We start from the raw sequence: 18,588 nt of genomic DNA on the forward strand, positions 1-18,588 counted from the left end.
GGTCCTGGCGGTCAGTGGTCGCGGCCGAGAAGGATGTGTGGATAGCCCTTGTTCACCGGTTGGCCCAGTTCGATATCGAGGGAGGCGATGAACGCGTCCAGGCGCTGCGTGGCGTCGCCGACGTCCACGGCCTCACCCTTGAACTCGAACTCGACGAAGTCGCCAGCGTCCACCACGTGGTCGAGGACGATCTCCACGTCGGGCAGGGTCCATGCCTCGCGGGTCTTGTCAACAGTCACGAGAGGTTGGAAGTCCAGCGATTCCAGCAGGAGGCGGACGGCCTCGGCATCCCCGACGCGGGTCTCGTACTCGTCGGCATGGGTCTTGACGATGGCAGCAACGGGGTGCCAGCGCTTGAAGTTGATCGATGCTCCGTGGTCTTCGTTGCGGATACGCAGCCACTCGGAGATCACCGTCGGAGCGAGAAAGTCGCGGTGCGGGGCGTTGTAGTAGGCGTCGACCTGTCGGGTGGGCTCGGCGGGTTCGCGCCGAGTTCGGTGAGCCTGGCCCTGAGGACCTCGGCGTCGGCCAGGCGGTACTTCTTCTCGACCTCGATGTAGCGCACGGTGTTGTTCCTATCAGTCGATGTACGGGTTGTCGTGGAGCACGGCGCGGATCTGCGTGATGTCGTCGGCGTGGAGTGGATGGTCTAGGGCGGTGAGGACGGTGTCGATCTGCTCAGCGTTCCGGAAGCCGACGAGGATCGCGGCGTCAGGGGAGTGGTGCAGGGCGTACTGCACGCAGAGCCGCGCCATGTTGGCGGGGCTGTGTCCGTATCGGTGGCGCAGGGGCGCGAGGCGGGCGTGGAGCTGACGGCGGTTGTCCGGCGTGAAAGTTGGGTCGGCGCGGCGGTGGTCGCCAGTGCTGTACTGCCGCTGGTCAGGGTCGGACCCGGCTTGGAGCAGAAGGCCCTGCCCGAGGACTTGCTTGATCAGGACGCCCAGGCCGTCGCGGCGGGCGAAGCGGAAGATGTCGGTCTCATGGTCGGCGTAGAGCGGGCTGAGGAGGTTGTAACGGGTGGTGATCACGTCGGGGCGCAACTGGTCGTACAGGTGCAGCCAGCGGCGTGTCTCGGCCGCTTGCGGCCCGTCGGTGGCGGCCCATTCCTCGGCGAATCGGTGTGGTGCGCGCATGCCGACCGCGTGGATCACTCCCTGGGCCCGCCAGGTCTGAATGAGGTCGGCCGCGTCAAGCAGGTACCGGTCGTCAGGGCCGAAGTCGCTGCTGTGGAGGAAGTAGATGTCGAGGTGGTCGGTGCCGACGTTGTCCAGGGTGGTGGCGAGTTGCGCGCGCATCTGCGCAGGGTGGTAGGCGTGGCGGGCGGTGCCGGCGAAGTAGCCGACCTTGCTGGAGATGGTCAGGTCCTGCCGAGGGACGAGGCGGAGAAGCCGGCCAAGGAGGCGTTCGGAGTGGCCAAGGCCGTAGACGTCGGCGGTGTCGTAGAGCGTTACGCCTCGTTCCAGGGCGTGTACGAGTCCGGCGAAGGCTGCGTCGGGGTCGACGTCGTCCCAGCCGATCGGGGCGCCTCGGTTGGTGATGGGGCCGCCGATGGTCCAGCAACCGGCCCCGATGACGGAGACGTCGGCGTTGAGGCCGACGAGAAGGCGGCGCGGTAGGAGGATCATGGTGTCGGATCCGCTCATGTGCCGCACGGATCGGTTGCGTTGATCAGCTGCCAGCTGCGGGTGGCGGTCCAGCGGCGGTGTTCGTGCCGGAGGACGTCCCGGCGGTCGGCTGGGAGGGCTGCGGCGACTGCGGCGACGACCGGTTCCAGGTCGCTGCGCAACTGGATCAGGCGGGCATCGGCTGCGGCTTGGCATCGCGCGTCGAGCTCACCATCGTCTGCGTCGTACGGATCGGTGCTGGGCAGGTCGTCGAGCATCGCGCCGAGTAGCTGGTAGGCGGCGTCCTTCAGCAGCCGGCGCAGGTCGCGGACCATGGTGTAGGGCTGGCCGGTGAGGATCTTCTCCAACGACTTGAGGGTGTAGTCCAGCGCGAAGTGCGAGCCGCGCCTTTCCGCAGGGCCACGGCTGCCCGCAACGGCGGCACAACCAGAGCGGACGCAGCGGCAGATGCTCCGTCGGTACTGCCCGGCCCAGTTCCGCCGGGCTTGCTCCGTTGCCGATCATCAGCGGTCGCGCTTCCGCGCCTGCTGCTCGAACACGATTCGCCAGACGTGCGTCAGCAGCGGCAGATCGGCCACCGGCCGTTCCACCGGTTGATCGCAATCCGTGAGGTCGCGGGACAGTTCACCGGTCGCGGCATACCGCGAGATATACACGGTCATGGCCGACCCCGGACCGGCGCTGGCCCCGGTGCGTGGTGGGCTTGCCTACGCGCCGACAAGCCCACCACGGTCGGCCAGCGGCAGGGAGCGGACCGCCGGTCACCAGCCCTCGCAGCCTCGGTGGCAGTACGCGAACGGGGAGTCACCCGTGCGGCCGACGGGGTGCCGGGCGTGAGCACTTGCCGGTGGGTCGGGTCGCCTTCCGACCTGCCGCCCAATGGCACGTCCATCTGGATCTCCCTGGCGTGTGAGTGCCGCTGGCCCGTCGGCGTGCCATGGAGTCGAGGTGAACCTGGACTGGCCCGCCGACGTGTTCTGCGTTAACGATCGCCGGAATGTCAGGGCGGAAATAGACGCACGGTGGTGGGCCACGGTGCACATCACCGTGTCTGAACTGGGCTGACGCCTAGGGGACGGGCGGCACACGTCCCCTAGACCTGGAAGGCTCGCTTCAGAGGATCCGCCACTGGCGCAGATCCGCCCCGTCGTCAACGAGGCCGGCAATCCGGCGATGCACTTCGTAGGCGGCCTCGGTTCCGGGGCGGGACTTTCGGGCGTTGGTAGCGATCATTTGCAGCTCGCGTAGCTGGCACAGCTCCTCGAACTGGGACCAGGAGGTGACATCCCAGCCGTAGGCGGCGGTGAAATCGGCGAAGGCTCCCTGGCCGGGCGGGTCGAATCGGCGGCAGTGGACAGCGACCGTAGCGATGTCCCACTCCCTGGGTCCGAGGGCGGCACCGTCCCAGTCAGCCAGTACGGGCGTACCGTCGAAGCGCCGCAGCGCGTTACGGATCTGCGGATCAGCCTGGATCAGGCTCGTACCCAGGGGAAACCGCATTGCTTCCCAGCTCACCGCCAGCGTCTCAAGCCGGCCCATCAGCAGATCCTGTTCCTTGCCGTTCAGGACCTCAGACCGGGCGACGGACCATTCGATGCTGCGGATCGGTCGCAGTACCGGCAGCGGCACCGGCGGAGCCGGCAGGGCGTGCCTCAGCCACATCTCCGAGCCGCATCAACGCATCAGCGCACATCGTCGCCAGCAACGCCGCCACCCCGGACAGCCGGGACTGGACCGCCGCCGGCTGCCGCCGCAGCGACAGCATCTGAACCTCGCGGCAGTCGGCAGCCAGAAACGACAGCATGACCTCGGGCGAAGCCGAGGGGTAGACCCTCATGTGCTCGCTGGCGGACTCTTCGATCAACTCTAGTTGTGGAGGAGCGACGCTCGACGCCGCCAGAGCCTCGTCCAATCCCAGACGAAGTCTCACCATATCGCTGACCTCCACGCTGGTACCCACACCGGCCAGCGACCGGTCCGCTCCACCCTCCACGGCGACACGGCCAAGGTCAACAGGCACAACAGCGTCCTCGTCGCGGCCGAGCCCCATCGCCGGACGCGGAATGCTCAGACCGTCGGCTATCCGTTCCAACACCTCGTAGGCCGTGACCTGCCGGACGCCCTTGGCTATCTCAGCAGCGCGGTTGGACGAGACACCGACAAGAGCTGCGATCCTGCCGTACGACACGCCCCGCGCGTGGAGGAAGCGGAAGACAGCAGTGACATCGCGCCGCCGCAGAGACTCGCTGATCGGTCGGCCGTTCCACAATCCCGAGTTCCACCACTCAGGGTCCACCTGCACGGCCACGAGCACCCCCGATCAAACGACGGCCACTCGCCAGCACAGCGCATCCGCGCCGTCACATCAAGTCAAGGCGGCCAAGTCGACGGCATCCACCCCAGTGTCGGCACATGCAGCAACACCCGGAACACCCACGATGGGCCCTCACGATGTCGCCACCTGGAATCAAGCAACCAGCCTGCCCTACATCGAGCGCAGGACCTCCCTAACTGGACGTGTCATCCTGATTCACCTTTGCCGTTTTGAAGCTCTTGACCCCATATGGGCGGGCCAGCCGGGCGACGCATGAGGGTGCCGACCCTGTGGTTGTGCCGGCACCGTTAGCGACTTGTAGACAAACCCAACCAGACACTCATAGCGATCTAAAAGCTCTAAAGTTGGACGTTCGCGAATGCTGTCGATCGGGGTGGAATCATAATGAAACCGCAGTTGTATCAACGATCTTCACTTATCGGGCCGGGCTAATCGGGCGCAACGTGAACAAGACGTCCAGCAATTCAGGGGTCGCTGTTGTGGGGTAACGATTGGTGAGTCACAGGTGTCGGCACTGGCTGAGTTGCTGTGGCGCGAGTTATCGATCTCATTGCCGTCGATGAACTTGGCCGGAGGGCTCGACGTTGACCTTGACGACGCCGTAGCCCTCACGGCCCTCCAAAGAGCCGCTGGCAGCTCGCTAGGAACGCTCTCCGTACTCGGCTTTGGTCAGAGGTCGAGCACCAAGCGGTCGGAGCCGCACCGGCCGACGCAGATCATCATGCTGCGGCCGGCGGCCCGTTCGTCGGCGGTGAGCAGCGAGTCGCGGTGCTCCGGCGTGCCAGCGAGCACCCGGGTCTCGCAGGCGCCGCAGTAGCCCTTCTCACAGTCGTAGGTCAGGCCGGGCACCGCCTCGCGCAGCACCTCGATCATCCGCTTGTCCTTCGGCACCCGCAGGGTGACCCCGGTGCGGGCCAGGTGCACGTCGAACTCGGTGTTGGCGGCCGGGTCGAACGGCACCTCCAGGTCGTCGCCGGCGGCGAAGCGTTCCACGTGCAGTTGCCCACCACGGCCGGCCTCGGCGCACACTCGCTCCACCGCGTCGATCATCGCGCCGGGTCCGCAGCAGTAGACGGCGGTGCCGTCGCCGGTGCCGTCGATCAGCGCGGCCAGGTCGGGCAGTCCGGCCTCGTCCTGCGGCAGCAGGACGGCCCGGTCGCCGGCCAGGGCGACCAGTTCGTCGGTGAAGGCCATCGAGGCCCGGCTGCGGCCCCCGTATACGACGCGGAACGGTGTGCCGCGTCGGACGGCTTCGCGGATCATGGCCAGGATCGGGGTGATCCCGATGCCGCCGGCCAGGAAGAGGTACGCGGGGGCGTCGACCAGTGGGAAGTGGTTGCGTGGGCCCCGTACGGTCAGCGTCGCGCCGGTGGCGGCGACGGTGTGCAGCTCGACGGATCCGCCCCGGCCGGCGGCTTCCCGCAGCACGCCGATCCGGTAGTGGCCGGTGTCGTCCGGGTCGCCGCAGAGCGAGTACTGCCGCACCCGGCCGGACGGTAGCCGTACCTCCAAATGGGCGCCGGGTGCCCAGGTCGGTAGCGGGGCACCGTCGGCGGCGGCCAGCCGTACCTCCCGCACCTGCTCGGCGACGGCGGTGACCGCCTCGACGACCAACTCCCGGTCGCCACCCGGGCGGCTCGCCACCGGGGTACCCCCGGTCGCCGCGTCGGCGGCGCGGCGACCGGGGGTGAACACGGCCGGGATCGCGTCCCAGCCGGTCTGGTTTCCCTTGGTGGGGTAGCCGACGAGGCCGTCTTCGACGACCTGGTAGTCGGGCAGTCGGGTCAGCACCTGGGTGATCATCTCGCGGAACATCAGCCGGGCCAGGTGCGCGCCGGCGCAGCGGTGGCTGCCGATGCCGAAGCTGAGGTGGCGGGTGGCGTCGCGGTCCAGCCGGACCTGTTCGGGCTCGGGGAAGACCGCCGGGTCGTGGTTGGCGGCGACCCAGGGGATCAGCACCCGTTCGCCGGCGCTGACCGGGCAGCCGCCGACCTCGGCGTCGGTACGGGCCGTGCGGGCCATCGACTGCGACGGTGCGAAGACCCGCAGGAACTCCTCGGTGGCGCTGTCGAGCAGGTCGGGGGAGTCGATGAGGCGCTGCCGCTGCTCCGGGTTGCGGCTCAGGTGCACCAGGGTCGACCCGGTCAGCGACGTGGTGGTGTCCACGCCACCGGCGACCAGCAGGCCGATCACCGAGACGAGCTCGTCGACGCTGAAGGGTTCGCCGTCTGGGCGGCGTTGGGCGACAAGGTAGCTGACCGCGTCGTCGGCGGGCTCGGCCCGCCGGTCCCGGATCAGGTCCCGAATCCGTTCGTCCAGGTACGCCAGGCCCTGCGCGCCACGGACGGCGCGGTCGCTGCCGGGCAGCGCGGCGAAGATGTCGTGGATCGGCTTGGCCAGCTTGGCCCAGTCGGATTCGGGGAAGCCGAGCCAGTCGAGGGTGACGGCGGCTGGCAGCGGGTTGGTCAGGTCGCGGACGAAGTCGACGGAGCCTTCGGTGATGAAGGCGTCGATGACTCGGGTGGTGTGTCGGGCGATCATCGGCGCGAGTGTCGCCACCGCGTCCTGGGTGAGCAGCGGGTTGATCAGGTCGCGGTAGCCGCTGGCGGCCGGCGGGTCTAGCTCGATCGGGTACTGCTCCAGGCCGGGTCCGCGCGGGATGACGATGGCGGTGCCGTCGCCGCCGGCGGTGGCGCGGGCGGAGGAGAAGGTGTCGTCGTCGCGGGCGACGCGGACCACGTCGGTGTAGCGGGTGGTGTAGACGAATCCGCCGTGTGCGGCGGTTCGCCCGACCGGGCATTTTTCCCGGTACGTCCGGTAGTAGCCGACCGGGTCGGCGTTACACGCGGCGGAGTGGTGGTCGAACTCCGTCATCTGGTCGAAGTCAGTCATGGCGCACGAGCTCCACGGATGCTGGCTGCCGCGCGGTGTTTCCCAGCCGCGCCACTGGGTGTCTGTGGCCGAGGGTAATCCCGTTCACATTACGAGACAACGTTTCGCTTCGAGTCGCCGAACGGGTCAGAAGGTGAGGACGGCTTTGCCGACCGTACCGCTGCGGACCGCCGCCACCGCGTCGTTGATCTGCCCGAACGGGTAGTGGCTGAGCAGTTTGTCGACCGGGAACCGCCCGGCGGTGTGCAGGTCGAGCAGCTTCGGCAGGAACACCTGCGGCAGGCTGGCGCCACCGATGATGCCGGTGACGGTGCGCCCGTTGAGGATGCTGCGCCAGTCGAAGCTCATCTGCTCGCTGGGGCCGACGCCGACGACCCCGCACCGGCCCAGCGGACCGAGCGCCTCGACCGCGGTCCGCGCCACCTCCTCGCGCCCGGTGGCGTCGATGGCGAGGTCGAAGCCGTCCGGGGCGATCGCGGCGAGCCGTTCCGTGGTGTCGCCGTCGCGCGAGTCGACGCCGTGGGTGGCGCCGAGCAGCCGGGCGGTGTCCAGCTTGTCGGCGTTGACGTCCACGGCGGCGATCGTGGAGCAGCCGGCGACCCGGGCGGCGAGGATCGCCGCGACGCCGACCGCGCCCGCGCCGAACACCACGATCGACGACCCGACCGTCGGGCGCAGCACGTTGAGCACCGCGCCCGCGCCGGTGCCGAACCCGCAGCCGAACGGACCCACCACCCGCAGGTCGATCTCCTTGCTGATCGGCACCACGGCGCGAGCCGGGGCGACGACGTGGCTGGCGAACGACGACTGGCCGAGGAAGTGGCCGTTGACCGGTTGACCGTCGCGCGACAGCGCGCTGCTGCCGTCGGGTCGGCGGCCGGTGAAGTTGACCGCGTCGAAGCTGCGGCAGTAGGCCGGGCTGCCGGTCAGGCAGAGCGAGCAGGTGCCGCAGGAGGTGAAGCTCATCGCCACGTGATCGCCGACCGAGATGCCGGCGACCCGGTCGCCGACCTGTTCGACTACTCCGCTGCCCTCATGGCCGAGGACGGCCGGGGTGGGGAAGAAGGTGGCGAACTCCAGGTCGGTGCCGCAGATGCCGACGCTGTGCACGCGGACCAGCACCTCGTCCGGGCCGGGCTCGGCCAGGTCGATCTCCTGCAGGGTGAACGGCCCACCCGCGTTGTCCAGAACCGCTGCCGTGACCCGCACACACCCTCCCCGGTAACTCACAAAGCGAGACTGCATCTTGACATGCGGAACATGAAGGGTCAAGGATTCCACCATGGCTGACCTGCGCGTTCCCGCTGCCCGCCAGCTGATCGACGGTGCCTGGGAGGCCGCCGCCGACAACGGCGAACTACCTGTCCTGGACCCGGCGACCCGCCAGGTCATCCAACCGGTGGCCCGCGCCCGGGCCGCCGACGTCGACCGGGCCGTGGCCGCCGCCCGCCGGGCCGCCCCCGCCTGGGCCGCCACCTCGCCGAGCGAACGGGGCGCGACGCTGCGCCGGTGGGCCGACCTGATCGCCGCGCACGTCGAGGACCTCGCCGCGTACGAGGCCCGTGACGTGGGCAAACCCCGCTCCGGCGGCCGGCTCAACATCTACATCGCGCACGGCATCGTCGACTACTTCGCCGGTGCCGCCGACAAGCTCACCGGCGTCACGCTGCCCACCCGTACCCCGGACTACTTCGGTTACACCCGGCCGGAGCCGTACGGGGTCTGCGCGGTGGTGATCCCGTGGAACGTGCCGGCCGTACTGACCGCCGCGAACGTCGCGCCGGCGTTGGCCGCCGGCAACACGGTGGTGCTCAAGCCGTCGGAGATCGCGCCGCTGGCCCCGTTCGCCCTGTCTGAGCTGGGCCTGCGGGCCGGCCTGCCGCCGGGGGTGCTCAATGTCGTCACCGGGCTCGGCCCGGAGGCCGGGGTGGCGCTCACCGGCCACCCGGACGTCGATCACATCAGCTTCGTTGGCTCCACGGTCACCGGCCGCGCGGTGATGCGGGCCGCCGCCGAGCACCTGGTCCCGGTCAAACTCGAACTCGGCGGCAAGTCGCCGAACGTCGTCTTCGCCGACGCCGACCTGGACGCGGCGATCCCGGCGATCGTCGCCTCGATCACCGAGAACGCCGGCCAGAACTGCTACGCCGGGTCCCGGCTGGTCGTCGAGGAGTCGATCCGCGCCGAGGTGGTCGAGCGGGTCGCCGCCGCGATGGCCGAGATCCGGGTCGGCTCCTGGGACCAGGATCTCGACATGGGTCCGCTGGTCAGCCAGGCTCAGTACGAGCGGGTCCGGGGCTTCCTGGCCGAGGCGCCGGCCGCCGGGGCGCGGCTGGTCACCGGCGGGGAGCCGGCCACCACCAGGTTGGGCGACGGCTGGTACGTCGCCCCGACGGTCTTCGACGACGTCGATCCGGGTGCGCGGCTGGCCCGCGAGGAGATCTTCGGACCGGTGCTGGCCATCCAGGGTTTCCGGGGCACCGACGAGGCGGTGGCGATCATGAACGACACCGACTTCGGCCTGCTGACCTGCGTCTGGACCTCGGACGTCTCCCGGGCGCTGCGCCTGGCCGGTCAGGCCCGCAGCGGGCAGGTGGCGGTCAACCAGTTCCACGACGCGGGGGTGATCGGCTTCCCGTTCAACATGCAGAAGGAGAGCGGGTTCAGTCGGGGCGGCGGCTACGCGGCGCTGCGCGAGTACACCCAGGAGAAGGCCGTCGCGGTCCGGCTGCTCGATCGACCGCCGACGTGACCGGCCCGGCCGAACGCCCGATGCCGGCCCGGCCCCGGCTGTCGGTGGCGGCCGAGCCGACACCCGGGCAGTTCGCCCAGTGGCTGACCGACCTGGCGTTCGGCGGAGCGGGCTGGCCGGTGCTGCTGGCCCGGCTGGCCGAGGCCACCGGTGTCGGATGTCGGCTGCTCGCCGTCACCGGTGAGCTGCTGGCCGGCAGCGACGACAACCCCGGCGACCGGTCGGACGGCGCGTCGGGGGCGCGGAGAGCGGACCAGTCGGGGGCGCGGGGTGCGGACCCGGCCGCGTTGCGGGCCGAGCGGGTCCGCTGCGCCGACGGCTGGGTCGGCCGGTCGGTGCCGGTCGGCACCGGTAGCCGCCGGCTCGGCGTACTGCTGCTGGCCGAGCCGGTCGACGGACGCCAGCTCGACTACGCCCGCGCGGCGGTCACCGCGCTGCTGATCGAGGCGGTACGCCGTGAGCCGCCGCAGCCGCCGCCACCGGTGGGTGCCGAGGCGGTGCTGCGGGCGTTGCGCGACGGCACCGGTACGGCGTCGCCGGCCGAGCAGGCCGACCTGGTGCGGGCCGCCACGGCGTACGGCTGGCGGCTGGACCAGCCGCACGTCGGGGTCGCCCTGGCGTACACCGGGTCGCAGCACCGGCGCTGGGCGTCGGCGATCACCTGGCTTGACCGCCCGGTGCTGGCCGATGGCCGCCACGGCTGGACGCTGCTGCAGGGCGACGCCCAGCGGGAGGTGACCCGGCTGCGCCGCCGGTTGGAGCAGATCGTCGGCACCGGCCAGGTACGGGTGGCGTGCGGCCGGTCGGTGACCGGGCCGGGCGGTACGCCGGAGTCGTTCCGCGACGCCCGCCGGCTCCTGCGGTTGCTGCGGCACCATCCGGGTGGGCCGGTGGGCTCGGTACCGGACGCGGCCGACGCCGAGTTGCCGTTCGACCGGGCCGGCCTGGCGCAGCTGCTGCTGGCGGTGCCGGACGAGCGGCTGCGCTGGTACGTGGACCGGCATCTGGGCCCGATCGTCGAGCGGGACGACCTGCTGCGCACGCTGGACCATTGGCTGGCCAGTGGGGGAAGCAGGCAAGCTGTCAGTGAGCAACTGCATTTGCACCGTAACTCGGTCGGTTACCGGGTGGGGTTGATCAAGCGGCTGCTGGGCGTGGATCCCCTCGATCCGCCGACCGCCGCGGTGCTGCGCGCCGCGCTGGTCGCCCGACAGCTGCTGATCACCGCTCCGGATTGCGAATAACCGCAGGTCGATAGCTGTCCGACGGTCGTTCGGGTGTCGGCGGATCACAGGCACGTTACGTCGCTGAGCCAGTTTCGGTCGAGGCGTTGACAGGTCGCCGGCCCGCAGGCAAAGTACGTCGCTAAGCAACCTGAATCACAATGCAAGACGCCATATCGTTTGGTAGACCGGAGGGTGTTGTGCGAGCGATGGTCCAGACCGGCTTCGGCGGGCCCGAGGTCGTGCGCCCGCACGACCTGCCCGACCCGGAGCCCGGTCCGGCCGACGCCGTCATCGCCGTCGACACCGCCACCCTCAACCGCCTCGACCTGCTGCAGCGTCGCGGCCCCGGACTGCTGCCCGGCTTCGCGCTACCACACATCGCCGGCATGGACGTCGCAGGCCGGGTGGTCGCCACCGGAGCCGACGTCGGCGACGTACGCGTCGGCGACCGCGTCGTCGTCGACCCCACCATCGGCTGCGGGCGCTGCGCCAGCTGCCTCGACGGCGCCCCCGGCTACTGCGCGTCGCTGCGCGTCGTCGGCGGCAACCGGCCCGGCGGATTCGCCGAGTACGTCGCCGTACCAGCCGCCGTCACCCACCGCGTCCCCGACCACGTCGACCTCGCCGACGCCGCCGCCCTGCCGACCGCCTGGGTGGTCGCGTGGCACGCCCTGCACCGGGTCGGCCGGCTACGCGCCGGCGAGACCGTACTGATTCCGGCCGCCACCAGCGCGGTCAGCATCGCCGCCCTGCAACTCGCCCGCCGGGCCGGGGCCACCGTCATCGCGCTCGCCCGCACCGACGCCAAGCGCTCCGCCGCCGCCGACCTCGGCGCCCACGTCGTCCTCGATCTCGACGACCACACCGCCGCCACGGTCCGCGACCACACCGACGGCCACGGCGTCGACCTGGTCCTGGACCACGTCGGCGCGGCCACCTGGAACACGTCGCTGACCAGCCTGCGCATCGAAGGCCGGCTGGTTCTGCTCGGCAACACCAGCGGCGACCAGGTCAACCTGTCCCTGGCCAACGTCTACCACCGGGGCCTGCGGCTGCTCGGCGCCGGCGCCTACGCCCCGGCCGACTTCGCCGCCATGCTCGACGCCTTCTTCGCCGGCGGCATGCGAGTGGTCCGGGCCGCCGAATACCCGCTCGCCGACCTCGCCGAGGCGTACGCCCGGCAGGAATCCGGCGACCTCGTCGGCAAGATCCTGGTCCGGCCATGACGACGACGCCGATCCCCGCCCCGACCCCGGATCCGACCCTCGCCGGCACCGGAGCCAGCCGCGGCGTCGCCGACCTGCTGATCGTTGACGCCGACATCGTCACCATGGCCCCCGACCGGGCGGTCGTGACCGGCGGCGCGATCGCCATCGCCGACGGCCGGATCGCCGACATCGGGCCGGCCGACGCGCTGCGCGTCGGGTACCCGCACACCCCGGAGCTCGACGCCGCCGGCTGCCTGGTCGTCCCCGGCCTGGTGAACGCCCACCAGCACACCACCGCCGACCCGCTGATCCGCAGCGGCATCGGCGACCACGTCCCCGCCCGGCAGGCCATCTTCGACTGGATCGTGCCGCTGCACGCCTCCGTCACCGGAGACGATGACGAACTCTCGGCCACCCTCACCGCCGTCGAGGCGCTCAGCTACGGCGTCACCACCCTGCTGGAGCCGGGCACCGTCGCCCACCCGCTGCGGGTCGCCGCCGGACTGCGTACCGCCGGAATCCGGGCCCGGGTCGGCCGCTGGGGCTGGGACGCCCCGGACGCCCCGTACGCGATGCCGGCCGCCGACACCCTCGCCGCCCAGGCCGAGACGGTCACCGCCCTGGCCGGCGACCCGCTGGTCACCGGCTGGATCACCCTGGTCGGCCACGACCTGGTCAGCGACGACCTGTTCACCGGCGCGGCCGAGCTGGCCGAGCGGCTCGACGTACCGATGACCTGGCACCTGTCGCCCAGCGCCGACGACCCGGCCGCGTACGCCGTCGCCGGCCGCCCCCGGCCGGTGCTGCACCTGCGCGACCTCGGCGTACTCGGCCCCCGGCTGCTGCTCGGTCACGCCGTCTGGCTCGACGACGACGAACTCGACGCGCTCGCCGCCAGCGGCACCGCCGTCGCCTCCTGCCCCGGTGCCTACCTGCGCCTCGGGCAGGGCGTCACCCGGGCCGGCCGGCACACCGAACTGCTGCGCGCCGGCGGCCGGCTGGCCCTGGGCTGCGACTCGCACAACGCCGGCGACACCCCGGACGTGTGGCGGGCCGCCCGACTGTTCGCCGGACTGGACCGCGACCGGGGCGCGCCCGACCCGCTGCGCGCCGACGAGGTCTTCGCCCTGGCCACCATCGACGGTGCGACCGCCGTCGGGCTCGGGCGACTGACCGGCTCGATCGAGGTCGGCAAGGCCGCCGACCTGGTCGTGCTGGACACCCGCACCATCGCGTGGACCCCGCGCGGTGACCTGGCCACCCAGCTCGTCTGGGGCGCGGCCAGCCACACCGTGCGGGACGTACTGGTCGACGGCCGGCCGGTGGTCCGGGATCACCGGATCACCACCGTCGACGTCGACGCCCTGCGGACCGAGGTCGCGTCGCGCGGCGCGGACCTGCTCCGCCGGGCCGGCATCGACATCCCGCATCGCTGGCCTGCCGTGCCGGCGACCGAGTACCGCGCGCACCGGACCGGACCGGCCGGCGTGACGCCCCCACAGTGAGAGGAACCGCAGTGACAATACGGATCGGAAAAGGCGCGGCGGCGTTGCTCGCCGGCGCCGTCAGCCTCGCCCTGGTCGGTTGCGCCGACAACGACGCGACCGCGCCGAGCCCCTCCGGCAGCGAAAGCGGCGGCACCGTCATCGCCGGTCAGCCCGACGTCAACGGCGACGGCAAGGTGCTGATCGGGGTGCTCAGCCCCGGCGACATCAACGACAACGGCTACTACGAGAGCTTCGTCGCCGAGGCCGAACGCTTCGCCACCGAAGAGGGCTGGGAGGTCATCAAGCGCGGCTCGGTGCCGCCCACCGAAGCGCTCAGCGCCGCCCGCGCGCTGTGCCAGCAGGGCGTCGACATGGTCGCCCTGGGTGCCTCCGAGCTCAAGGACGCCATCCCGGCCTCCGAGGAGCCGGCCTGCGAGAACGTCGCCTGGTACGTGCCGTCGTCGGAGAACATCCCGCAGACACCGAAGATCGTCATCTCCAGCGACGACCCCAACCAGAGCATGCTCGCCGCCGGCTACGCCACCGGCCTGCTGATGCAGGAAAACGGTGACACCAAGGCCGGGTTCGTCACCGGCATGGAGGTCGACTTCGCGATCAACGCCGCCCGCGCCTTCCAGGCCGGCATCCGGATGGTCGTGCCCGAGGCCGACCTGGTGATCACCTACACCGGTGACTTCAACGACTCGGCGAAGGCCCGGGAAGCCGTGCAGGCGCAGATCGACCAAGGCGTCAGCGTGGTCTACCCGTACCTCGGTGGTGCCACCGACGCCGCTGCCGCGCTGGCTAACGAGAACGGGGCGCTGACGCTGACCCCGGGCACCGACCGGTGCGAGTCGACCGAGCCGGAGTTCGACATCTCCGTCATCTTCGACCCGGGCGCCTACTTCGCCGCCGCGCTGACCCTGTTCGCCGACGGTGAGCTGGAGATGGGCACCACCAAGGTGTGGCAGATCGGCGTCGACCCGTACCCGGCGATCAAGATCTGCGACCCGACGCCGGAGCAGACCGAGAAGATGGACGCGTTCGTCGCCGACGTGGCGGGTGGCACCATCGACACCGCCGCCGAGGTGGAGCGACTGGGCAACTGACGCCCGACCGTCCGACGTACGCCCTCCTGCCACCCCGCCGCGATCCCGCTGCCAGAGCCGACAACCCAGAGCCGACAACGAGGTGAAACGGACTGTGCACACCGACGGCCAAAAGGCGCCGGCGCTCACCCTGCGCGGAGTGAGCAAGCGCTACGGTCCGGTCGTCGCCTGCGACGCCGTGGATCTCACCGTACGACCCGGTGAGATCCACGGCCTCCTCGGCGAGAACGGGGCCGGCAAGTCGACGTTGATGAAGATCCTGCTCGGGCTGGTGCACCGCGACGGCGGCACGATCGAGCGGGACGGCCGACCGGTGGAGATCGACACCCCGCAGGCGGCGGCCGACCTCGGGCTGGGCATGGTGCACCAGCACTTCAGCCTGATCGAGCCGCTCAGCGTCTGGGAGAACGTCATCCTGGGAGACACCGGCCGGGTCGACAAGGCGGCGGCCTGCGCCCAGGTCGAGACCGTCGCCCAGCGGTACGGCCTGCCGATCGATCCGCTGACCCGGGTGGACCGGCTCTCCGCCGGTGAACGGCAACGAGTCGAACTGATCAAGTGCCTGCGTCGGGATCCGTCGGTGCTGATCCTCGACGAGCCGACCTCGGTGCTCACCCAGGCCGAGTCGGCCGAGTTGTTCACCGTGCTGCGCCGGGTGGTGCAGGCGGAGAACCGGGCGGTCATTCTGATCAGCCACAAACTGGCCGAGATCGTCGCGGCCACCGACCGGGTGACCGTGCTGCGTCGCGGCGCGGTCGTCTTCCACGGTGCCACCGCCGACACCACCCCGCAGTCGCTGGCCCGGCAGATGGTCGGCCGGGAGGTGTCGCTGCGGGCCGAGAGCGCCGCGCTGGGCCTGCTGCCGGTCGAGCGGACGTCCGACGAGTCCGCAACGCCCGCCGAGCCCGCCACATCCGACGCGGCGGCGGACCGGCCGGCGACCGTACCACCGGACCAGCCGGCGGCGGACGGTTCCGCGTCGCCCGCGACCCCACCGGCCCTGCGGCTGCGCGACGTCACCGTTCTCCTCGGTGACCTGCCGATCCTCGACACCCTGAACCTCGACGTGGCAGCCGGCGAGATCGTCGGACTGTACGGCGTCGAAGGCAACGGCCAAGCTACCCTCGGTGACCTGCTTTCCGGCCTGGTCGTCCCCGACTCGGGCGGCGTCGAACTCGCCGGCGCACCGGTCGATCTGGCCGCGCCGGGCGCGCTGCACCTCGCCGGCCTGGGCATCGTGCCCGAGGACCGACACCGATCCGGGGTGGTGCTCGACATGACGATCGCGGAGAACCTGGCGATGAAGTCGCTGGCGGCCGTCTCCGGCTCCGGCGGGCTGCTCAACCGGCGCAGGATGCACCAGATCGCCCGGCAGCGGATGGCCGAGTTCAACATCGTCGCGCCGTCGCCGGACACCCCGGTGCGCAGCCTCTCCGGCGGCAACCAGCAGCGGGTCGTCCTGGCCCGGGAGCTGTCCGCCGGACCGAAGGTGCTGGTCGCCGCCCAACCGACGCACGGCCTGGACGTCGGCGCCATCGAAGACATGTACGTGCGGCTACGTGCCGCCGCGGCGGAAGGAGTGGCGGTGCTGCTGATCTCCACCGAACTGGAGGAGGTGATGGCCCTGGCCGACCGGATCGCGGTGATCTCCTCCGGCCGCATCGTCGGGGTGCTCACCACCGAGCAGGCCACCGCCGAGCGTCTCGGCATGCTGGTCGGCGGGGTGAGTCACTGATGGCCGTGACGACCGGAGGCGACGCCGCCGGCCGGCGGCTGCTCGCCCGGCTCAACCCCGGCGTCGGCGGCTGGCAGGTCGCCGCCGCGACAGTGGTCACCGTGGCCGCCGCGCTCGGCCTGTCCGCGCTGCTGATCGCCGTCACCGGCGGTTCCCCGTCCGCCTCGGTCCAGGCGCTCTACCAGGGCAGCGTGTCGAGCCCGGCGGCCTGGAGCAACTCCCTGCTGTACGTCGCGCCACTGCTGCTGGTCGCGGTCGGTGCCTGCGTCAGCGCCCGGTCCGGCTTTTTCAACATCGGCCAGGAAGGGCAGGTGCTGATCGGCGCGCTGGCCGGTGCCTGGGTCGGTCTGCGGCTCGCGCTGCCCGGCCCGCTGCTGCTGGTCGTGGTGCTGCTCGCCGCGTTGCTCGCCGCCGGCGGCTGGGCCGGGCTGAGCGCGCTGATGTACCGCTTCCGGGGCGTCAACGTCGTCGTCAGTACGCTGCTGATGACCTTCCTGGCCCAGCAACTCGTGGCTTTCGCCGTCAACACCCCGTGGCTGCTGCAGGAGTCCCGGTTGGGCAGCGGCGTCGTCTCGCCGCAGTCCAACCCGCTACCGGAAAACGGCCGGCTCGCCTCCCTCGGCGACTACCCGAACCTGCAGGTCAACGGTGGCCTGATCCTGGCGATCCTGGTCGCGGTCGCGCTCAGCCTGGCGATGACCCGTACCCGATGGGGGTTCCGGCTGAAGATGCTCGGCCTCAACCCGGTCACCGCCCAGCACGCCGGCGTACGGGTCGGTGCGCTCGGCGGCATGGCGTTGGCCATCTCCGGCGCGTTCGCCGGGCTCGCCGGCGCGCTGCTACTGACCAGCCCGGTCGGCAGCCACCGCCTGCAGCCCGGCATGTCGCTCAACATCGGCTGGGACGGCCTGCTCGTCGCGCTGGTCGCCCGGAACAATCCGCTGCTGGCCATCCCGGTCGCGGTCCTGTTCGGGGTGCTGCGGGCCGGCGGAAGCTTCCTCGCCGCCACCGGCGTCCCGTCGTTCCTGGTCGACGTGGTCAAGGCGCTGCTTGTCCTGGCCTTCGTCGCACCGCCGGTGGTGATCGGCATGCTGCGGCGGCGTCGGGCCGGCGGGCAGTCGGCCGGCACCCCGCCGCCCGCCGCCGGCCTGCCTGTCCCGACCACGCCGTCCGACGACCCGGCCGCGCCGGGCCGCGACGTACCGGCGATCGACGTACCGCCGGCCGACCGATCCCACGACGGGGCTCGCCGTGGCACCAGCGGCAACGAGGAGAACGCCATGGAAGGGAAGCCGGCATGAGCGCCGCCGACAACATCGCCACCATCCTGTCCAGCGGCGCGCGGTTGACCATCCCGCTGGCCTTCGCCGCCTGCGGCGAGTACGTCGCCCAACGGGCCGGCACCCTCAACATCTCGGTCGAGGCGATGATGCTCGGCGCCGCGTTCGGATCGATCGCGGTGGCCAGCGCCACCGGCAGCGCCACGATCGGGTTGGCCGCCGGTGCCCTGGTCGGGGTGGTGATCGCCGTGGTGCACGCCAACCTGTCGCACCGGGCGCAGATCAACACCTTCGTCGTCGGCTTGGTGCTCAACGCGCTCGTCCTGGGTCTGACCAGCTATCTGATCACGGTCAGCACCTTCACCGGCCACCAGGTGTGGCGGGTGGACATCCCGGTGCTGCGCGACATCCCGGTCATCGGGCCGGTGCTGTTCGTCCAGCGCTGGCCGGCGTACCTGCTGCTGATCGCTATCCCGCTCACCTGGTGGTTGGTGGAACGCAGCCGGTGGGGTCTGGAACTGCGGGCGGTGGGGGAGAACCCGCAGGCCGCCGACGTCAGCGGCATCAAGGTCAACCACCGGCGGCGGCAGGCGCTGCTGTTCTGCGGGCTGCTCGCCGGCCTCGGCGGCGCCTACCTCGCGGTCGGTGAGGTCGGCTCGTTCAACCAGAACATGACCGCCGGCCGCGGCTACCTGGTGATCGCGGCGGTGATGTTCGGTGCCTGGCGACTGGGCCGGACGATGATCGGCTGTGCCGTCTTCGGCCTGGCCGACGCGATGCGGCTGGCGCTGCCGGCCCTGGGCGTGACCATCAACTCGCAACTGCTGATCGCGGCGCCGTACCTGCTGGCCTTGCTCGCCATGCTGGTCTTCGCCACCCAGCACCGAGAGCCCAGAGCCCTGGCCCAACCGTTCCAACGCGGCACCACCTGACGGCACC

Annotated in this window: 15 protein-coding genes and 2 pseudogenes; 8 read left to right on the plus strand and 9 right to left on the minus strand. The window is 71.1% G+C overall.

Features of this window, described 5'->3' with window-relative positions:
- Positions 1-11: 11 nt before the first annotated feature.
- From O7632_RS11170 to O7632_RS11210, 9 genes and pseudogenes are all read right to left on the minus strand, one after another.
- Positions 12-431 (minus strand): annotated as a pseudogene (locus O7632_RS11170) (class IV adenylate cyclase); the annotation flags it as partial.
- A complete protein-coding gene (locus O7632_RS11175; RefSeq protein ID WP_278113774.1) occupies positions 410-565 on the minus strand; it encodes a hypothetical protein in 156 nt (51 codons plus the stop codon). The pseudogene O7632_RS11170 and the gene O7632_RS11175, both read right to left, overlap by 22 nt.
- Positions 566-578: 13 nt before the next feature.
- Positions 579-1,643, minus strand: a complete 1,065-nt coding sequence (locus O7632_RS11180) for an aldo/keto reductase (protein ID WP_278113775.1) — start codon at positions 1,641-1,643, stop codon at positions 579-581.
- The gene (locus tag O7632_RS11185; RefSeq protein WP_278113777.1) at positions 1,640-1,972 is read right to left on the minus strand and encodes a hypothetical protein; all 333 of its coding nucleotides are present in this window, start codon (positions 1,970-1,972) and stop codon (positions 1,640-1,642) included. Before O7632_RS11185 ends, O7632_RS11180 begins: the two co-directional genes overlap by 4 nt.
- A 156-nt stretch (positions 1,973-2,128) precedes the next feature.
- On the minus strand, positions 2,129-2,287 hold the full coding sequence (gene amcA / locus O7632_RS11190; protein WP_278113779.1) for a multiple cyclophane-containing RiPP AmcA: 159 nt from the start codon (positions 2,285-2,287) through the stop codon (positions 2,129-2,131).
- 451 nt (positions 2,288-2,738) lie between these two features.
- Positions 2,739-3,275, minus strand: a pseudogene (locus O7632_RS11195) (aminoglycoside phosphotransferase); the annotation flags it as partial.
- Positions 3,196-3,933, minus strand: a complete 738-nt coding sequence (locus O7632_RS11200; RefSeq protein WP_278113781.1) for a hypothetical protein — start codon at positions 3,931-3,933, stop codon at positions 3,196-3,198. The pseudogene O7632_RS11195 and the gene O7632_RS11200, both read right to left, overlap by 80 nt.
- Before the next feature lie 696 nt (positions 3,934-4,629).
- On the minus strand, positions 4,630-6,852 hold the full coding sequence (locus tag O7632_RS11205; RefSeq protein WP_278113782.1) for a cytochrome P450: 2,223 nt from the start codon (positions 6,850-6,852) through the stop codon (positions 4,630-4,632).
- A gap of 126 nt (positions 6,853-6,978) precedes the next feature.
- Entirely contained in the window at positions 6,979-8,061 is a 1,083-nt protein-coding gene (locus O7632_RS11210; RefSeq protein ID WP_278113783.1) for an NAD(P)-dependent alcohol dehydrogenase, read from the minus strand.
- A gap of 73 nt (positions 8,062-8,134) precedes the next feature.
- On the opposite strand from O7632_RS11210, the gene O7632_RS11215 reads away from it, so the two are divergent.
- From O7632_RS11215 to O7632_RS11250, 8 genes are all read left to right on the plus strand, one after another.
- Positions 8,135-9,604, plus strand: coding sequence for an aldehyde dehydrogenase family protein (locus O7632_RS11215; RefSeq protein ID WP_278113785.1), 1,470 nt, complete (start codon positions 8,135-8,137; stop codon positions 9,602-9,604).
- On the plus strand, positions 9,601-10,848 hold the full coding sequence (locus O7632_RS11220) for a helix-turn-helix domain-containing protein (RefSeq protein ID WP_278113787.1): 1,248 nt from the start codon (positions 9,601-9,603) through the stop codon (positions 10,846-10,848). The genes O7632_RS11215 and O7632_RS11220 overlap by 4 nt, the downstream gene beginning before the upstream one ends.
- A 188-nt stretch (positions 10,849-11,036) precedes the next feature.
- On the plus strand, positions 11,037-12,056 hold the full coding sequence (locus O7632_RS11225) for a zinc-binding dehydrogenase (RefSeq protein ID WP_278119973.1): 1,020 nt from the start codon (positions 11,037-11,039) through the stop codon (positions 12,054-12,056).
- Positions 12,053-13,543 (plus strand): amidohydrolase family protein, encoded by a 1,491-nt coding sequence (locus O7632_RS11230; RefSeq protein WP_278113789.1) that lies wholly within the window; start codon positions 12,053-12,055, stop codon positions 13,541-13,543. The genes O7632_RS11225 and O7632_RS11230 overlap by 4 nt, the downstream gene beginning before the upstream one ends.
- 11 nt (positions 13,544-13,554) lie before the next feature.
- Positions 13,555-14,634 carry a BMP family ABC transporter substrate-binding protein gene (locus tag O7632_RS11235; RefSeq protein WP_278113791.1) on the plus strand — a complete coding sequence of 360 codons (1,080 nt, stop codon included), beginning with the start codon at positions 13,555-13,557 and terminating at the stop codon, positions 14,632-14,634.
- 94 nt (positions 14,635-14,728) lie between these two features.
- Positions 14,729-16,369, plus strand: coding sequence for an ABC transporter ATP-binding protein (locus O7632_RS11240; RefSeq protein WP_278113792.1), 1,641 nt, complete (start codon positions 14,729-14,731; stop codon positions 16,367-16,369).
- Complete coding sequence (locus tag O7632_RS11245; RefSeq protein ID WP_278113794.1) at positions 16,369-17,670, plus strand: ABC transporter permease; 1,302 nt, start codon at positions 16,369-16,371, stop codon at positions 17,668-17,670. Before O7632_RS11240 ends, O7632_RS11245 begins: the two co-directional genes overlap by 1 nt.
- On the plus strand, positions 17,667-18,581 hold the full coding sequence (locus O7632_RS11250; RefSeq protein WP_278113795.1) for an ABC transporter permease: 915 nt from the start codon (positions 17,667-17,669) through the stop codon (positions 18,579-18,581). The genes O7632_RS11245 and O7632_RS11250 overlap by 4 nt, the downstream gene beginning before the upstream one ends.
- The last annotated feature ends 7 nt before the right edge of the window (positions 18,582-18,588 follow it).

It is taken from the genome of Solwaraspora sp. WMMD406, from assembly GCF_029626025.1.
GTDB lineage: Bacteria > Actinomycetota > Actinomycetes > Mycobacteriales > Micromonosporaceae > Micromonospora_E.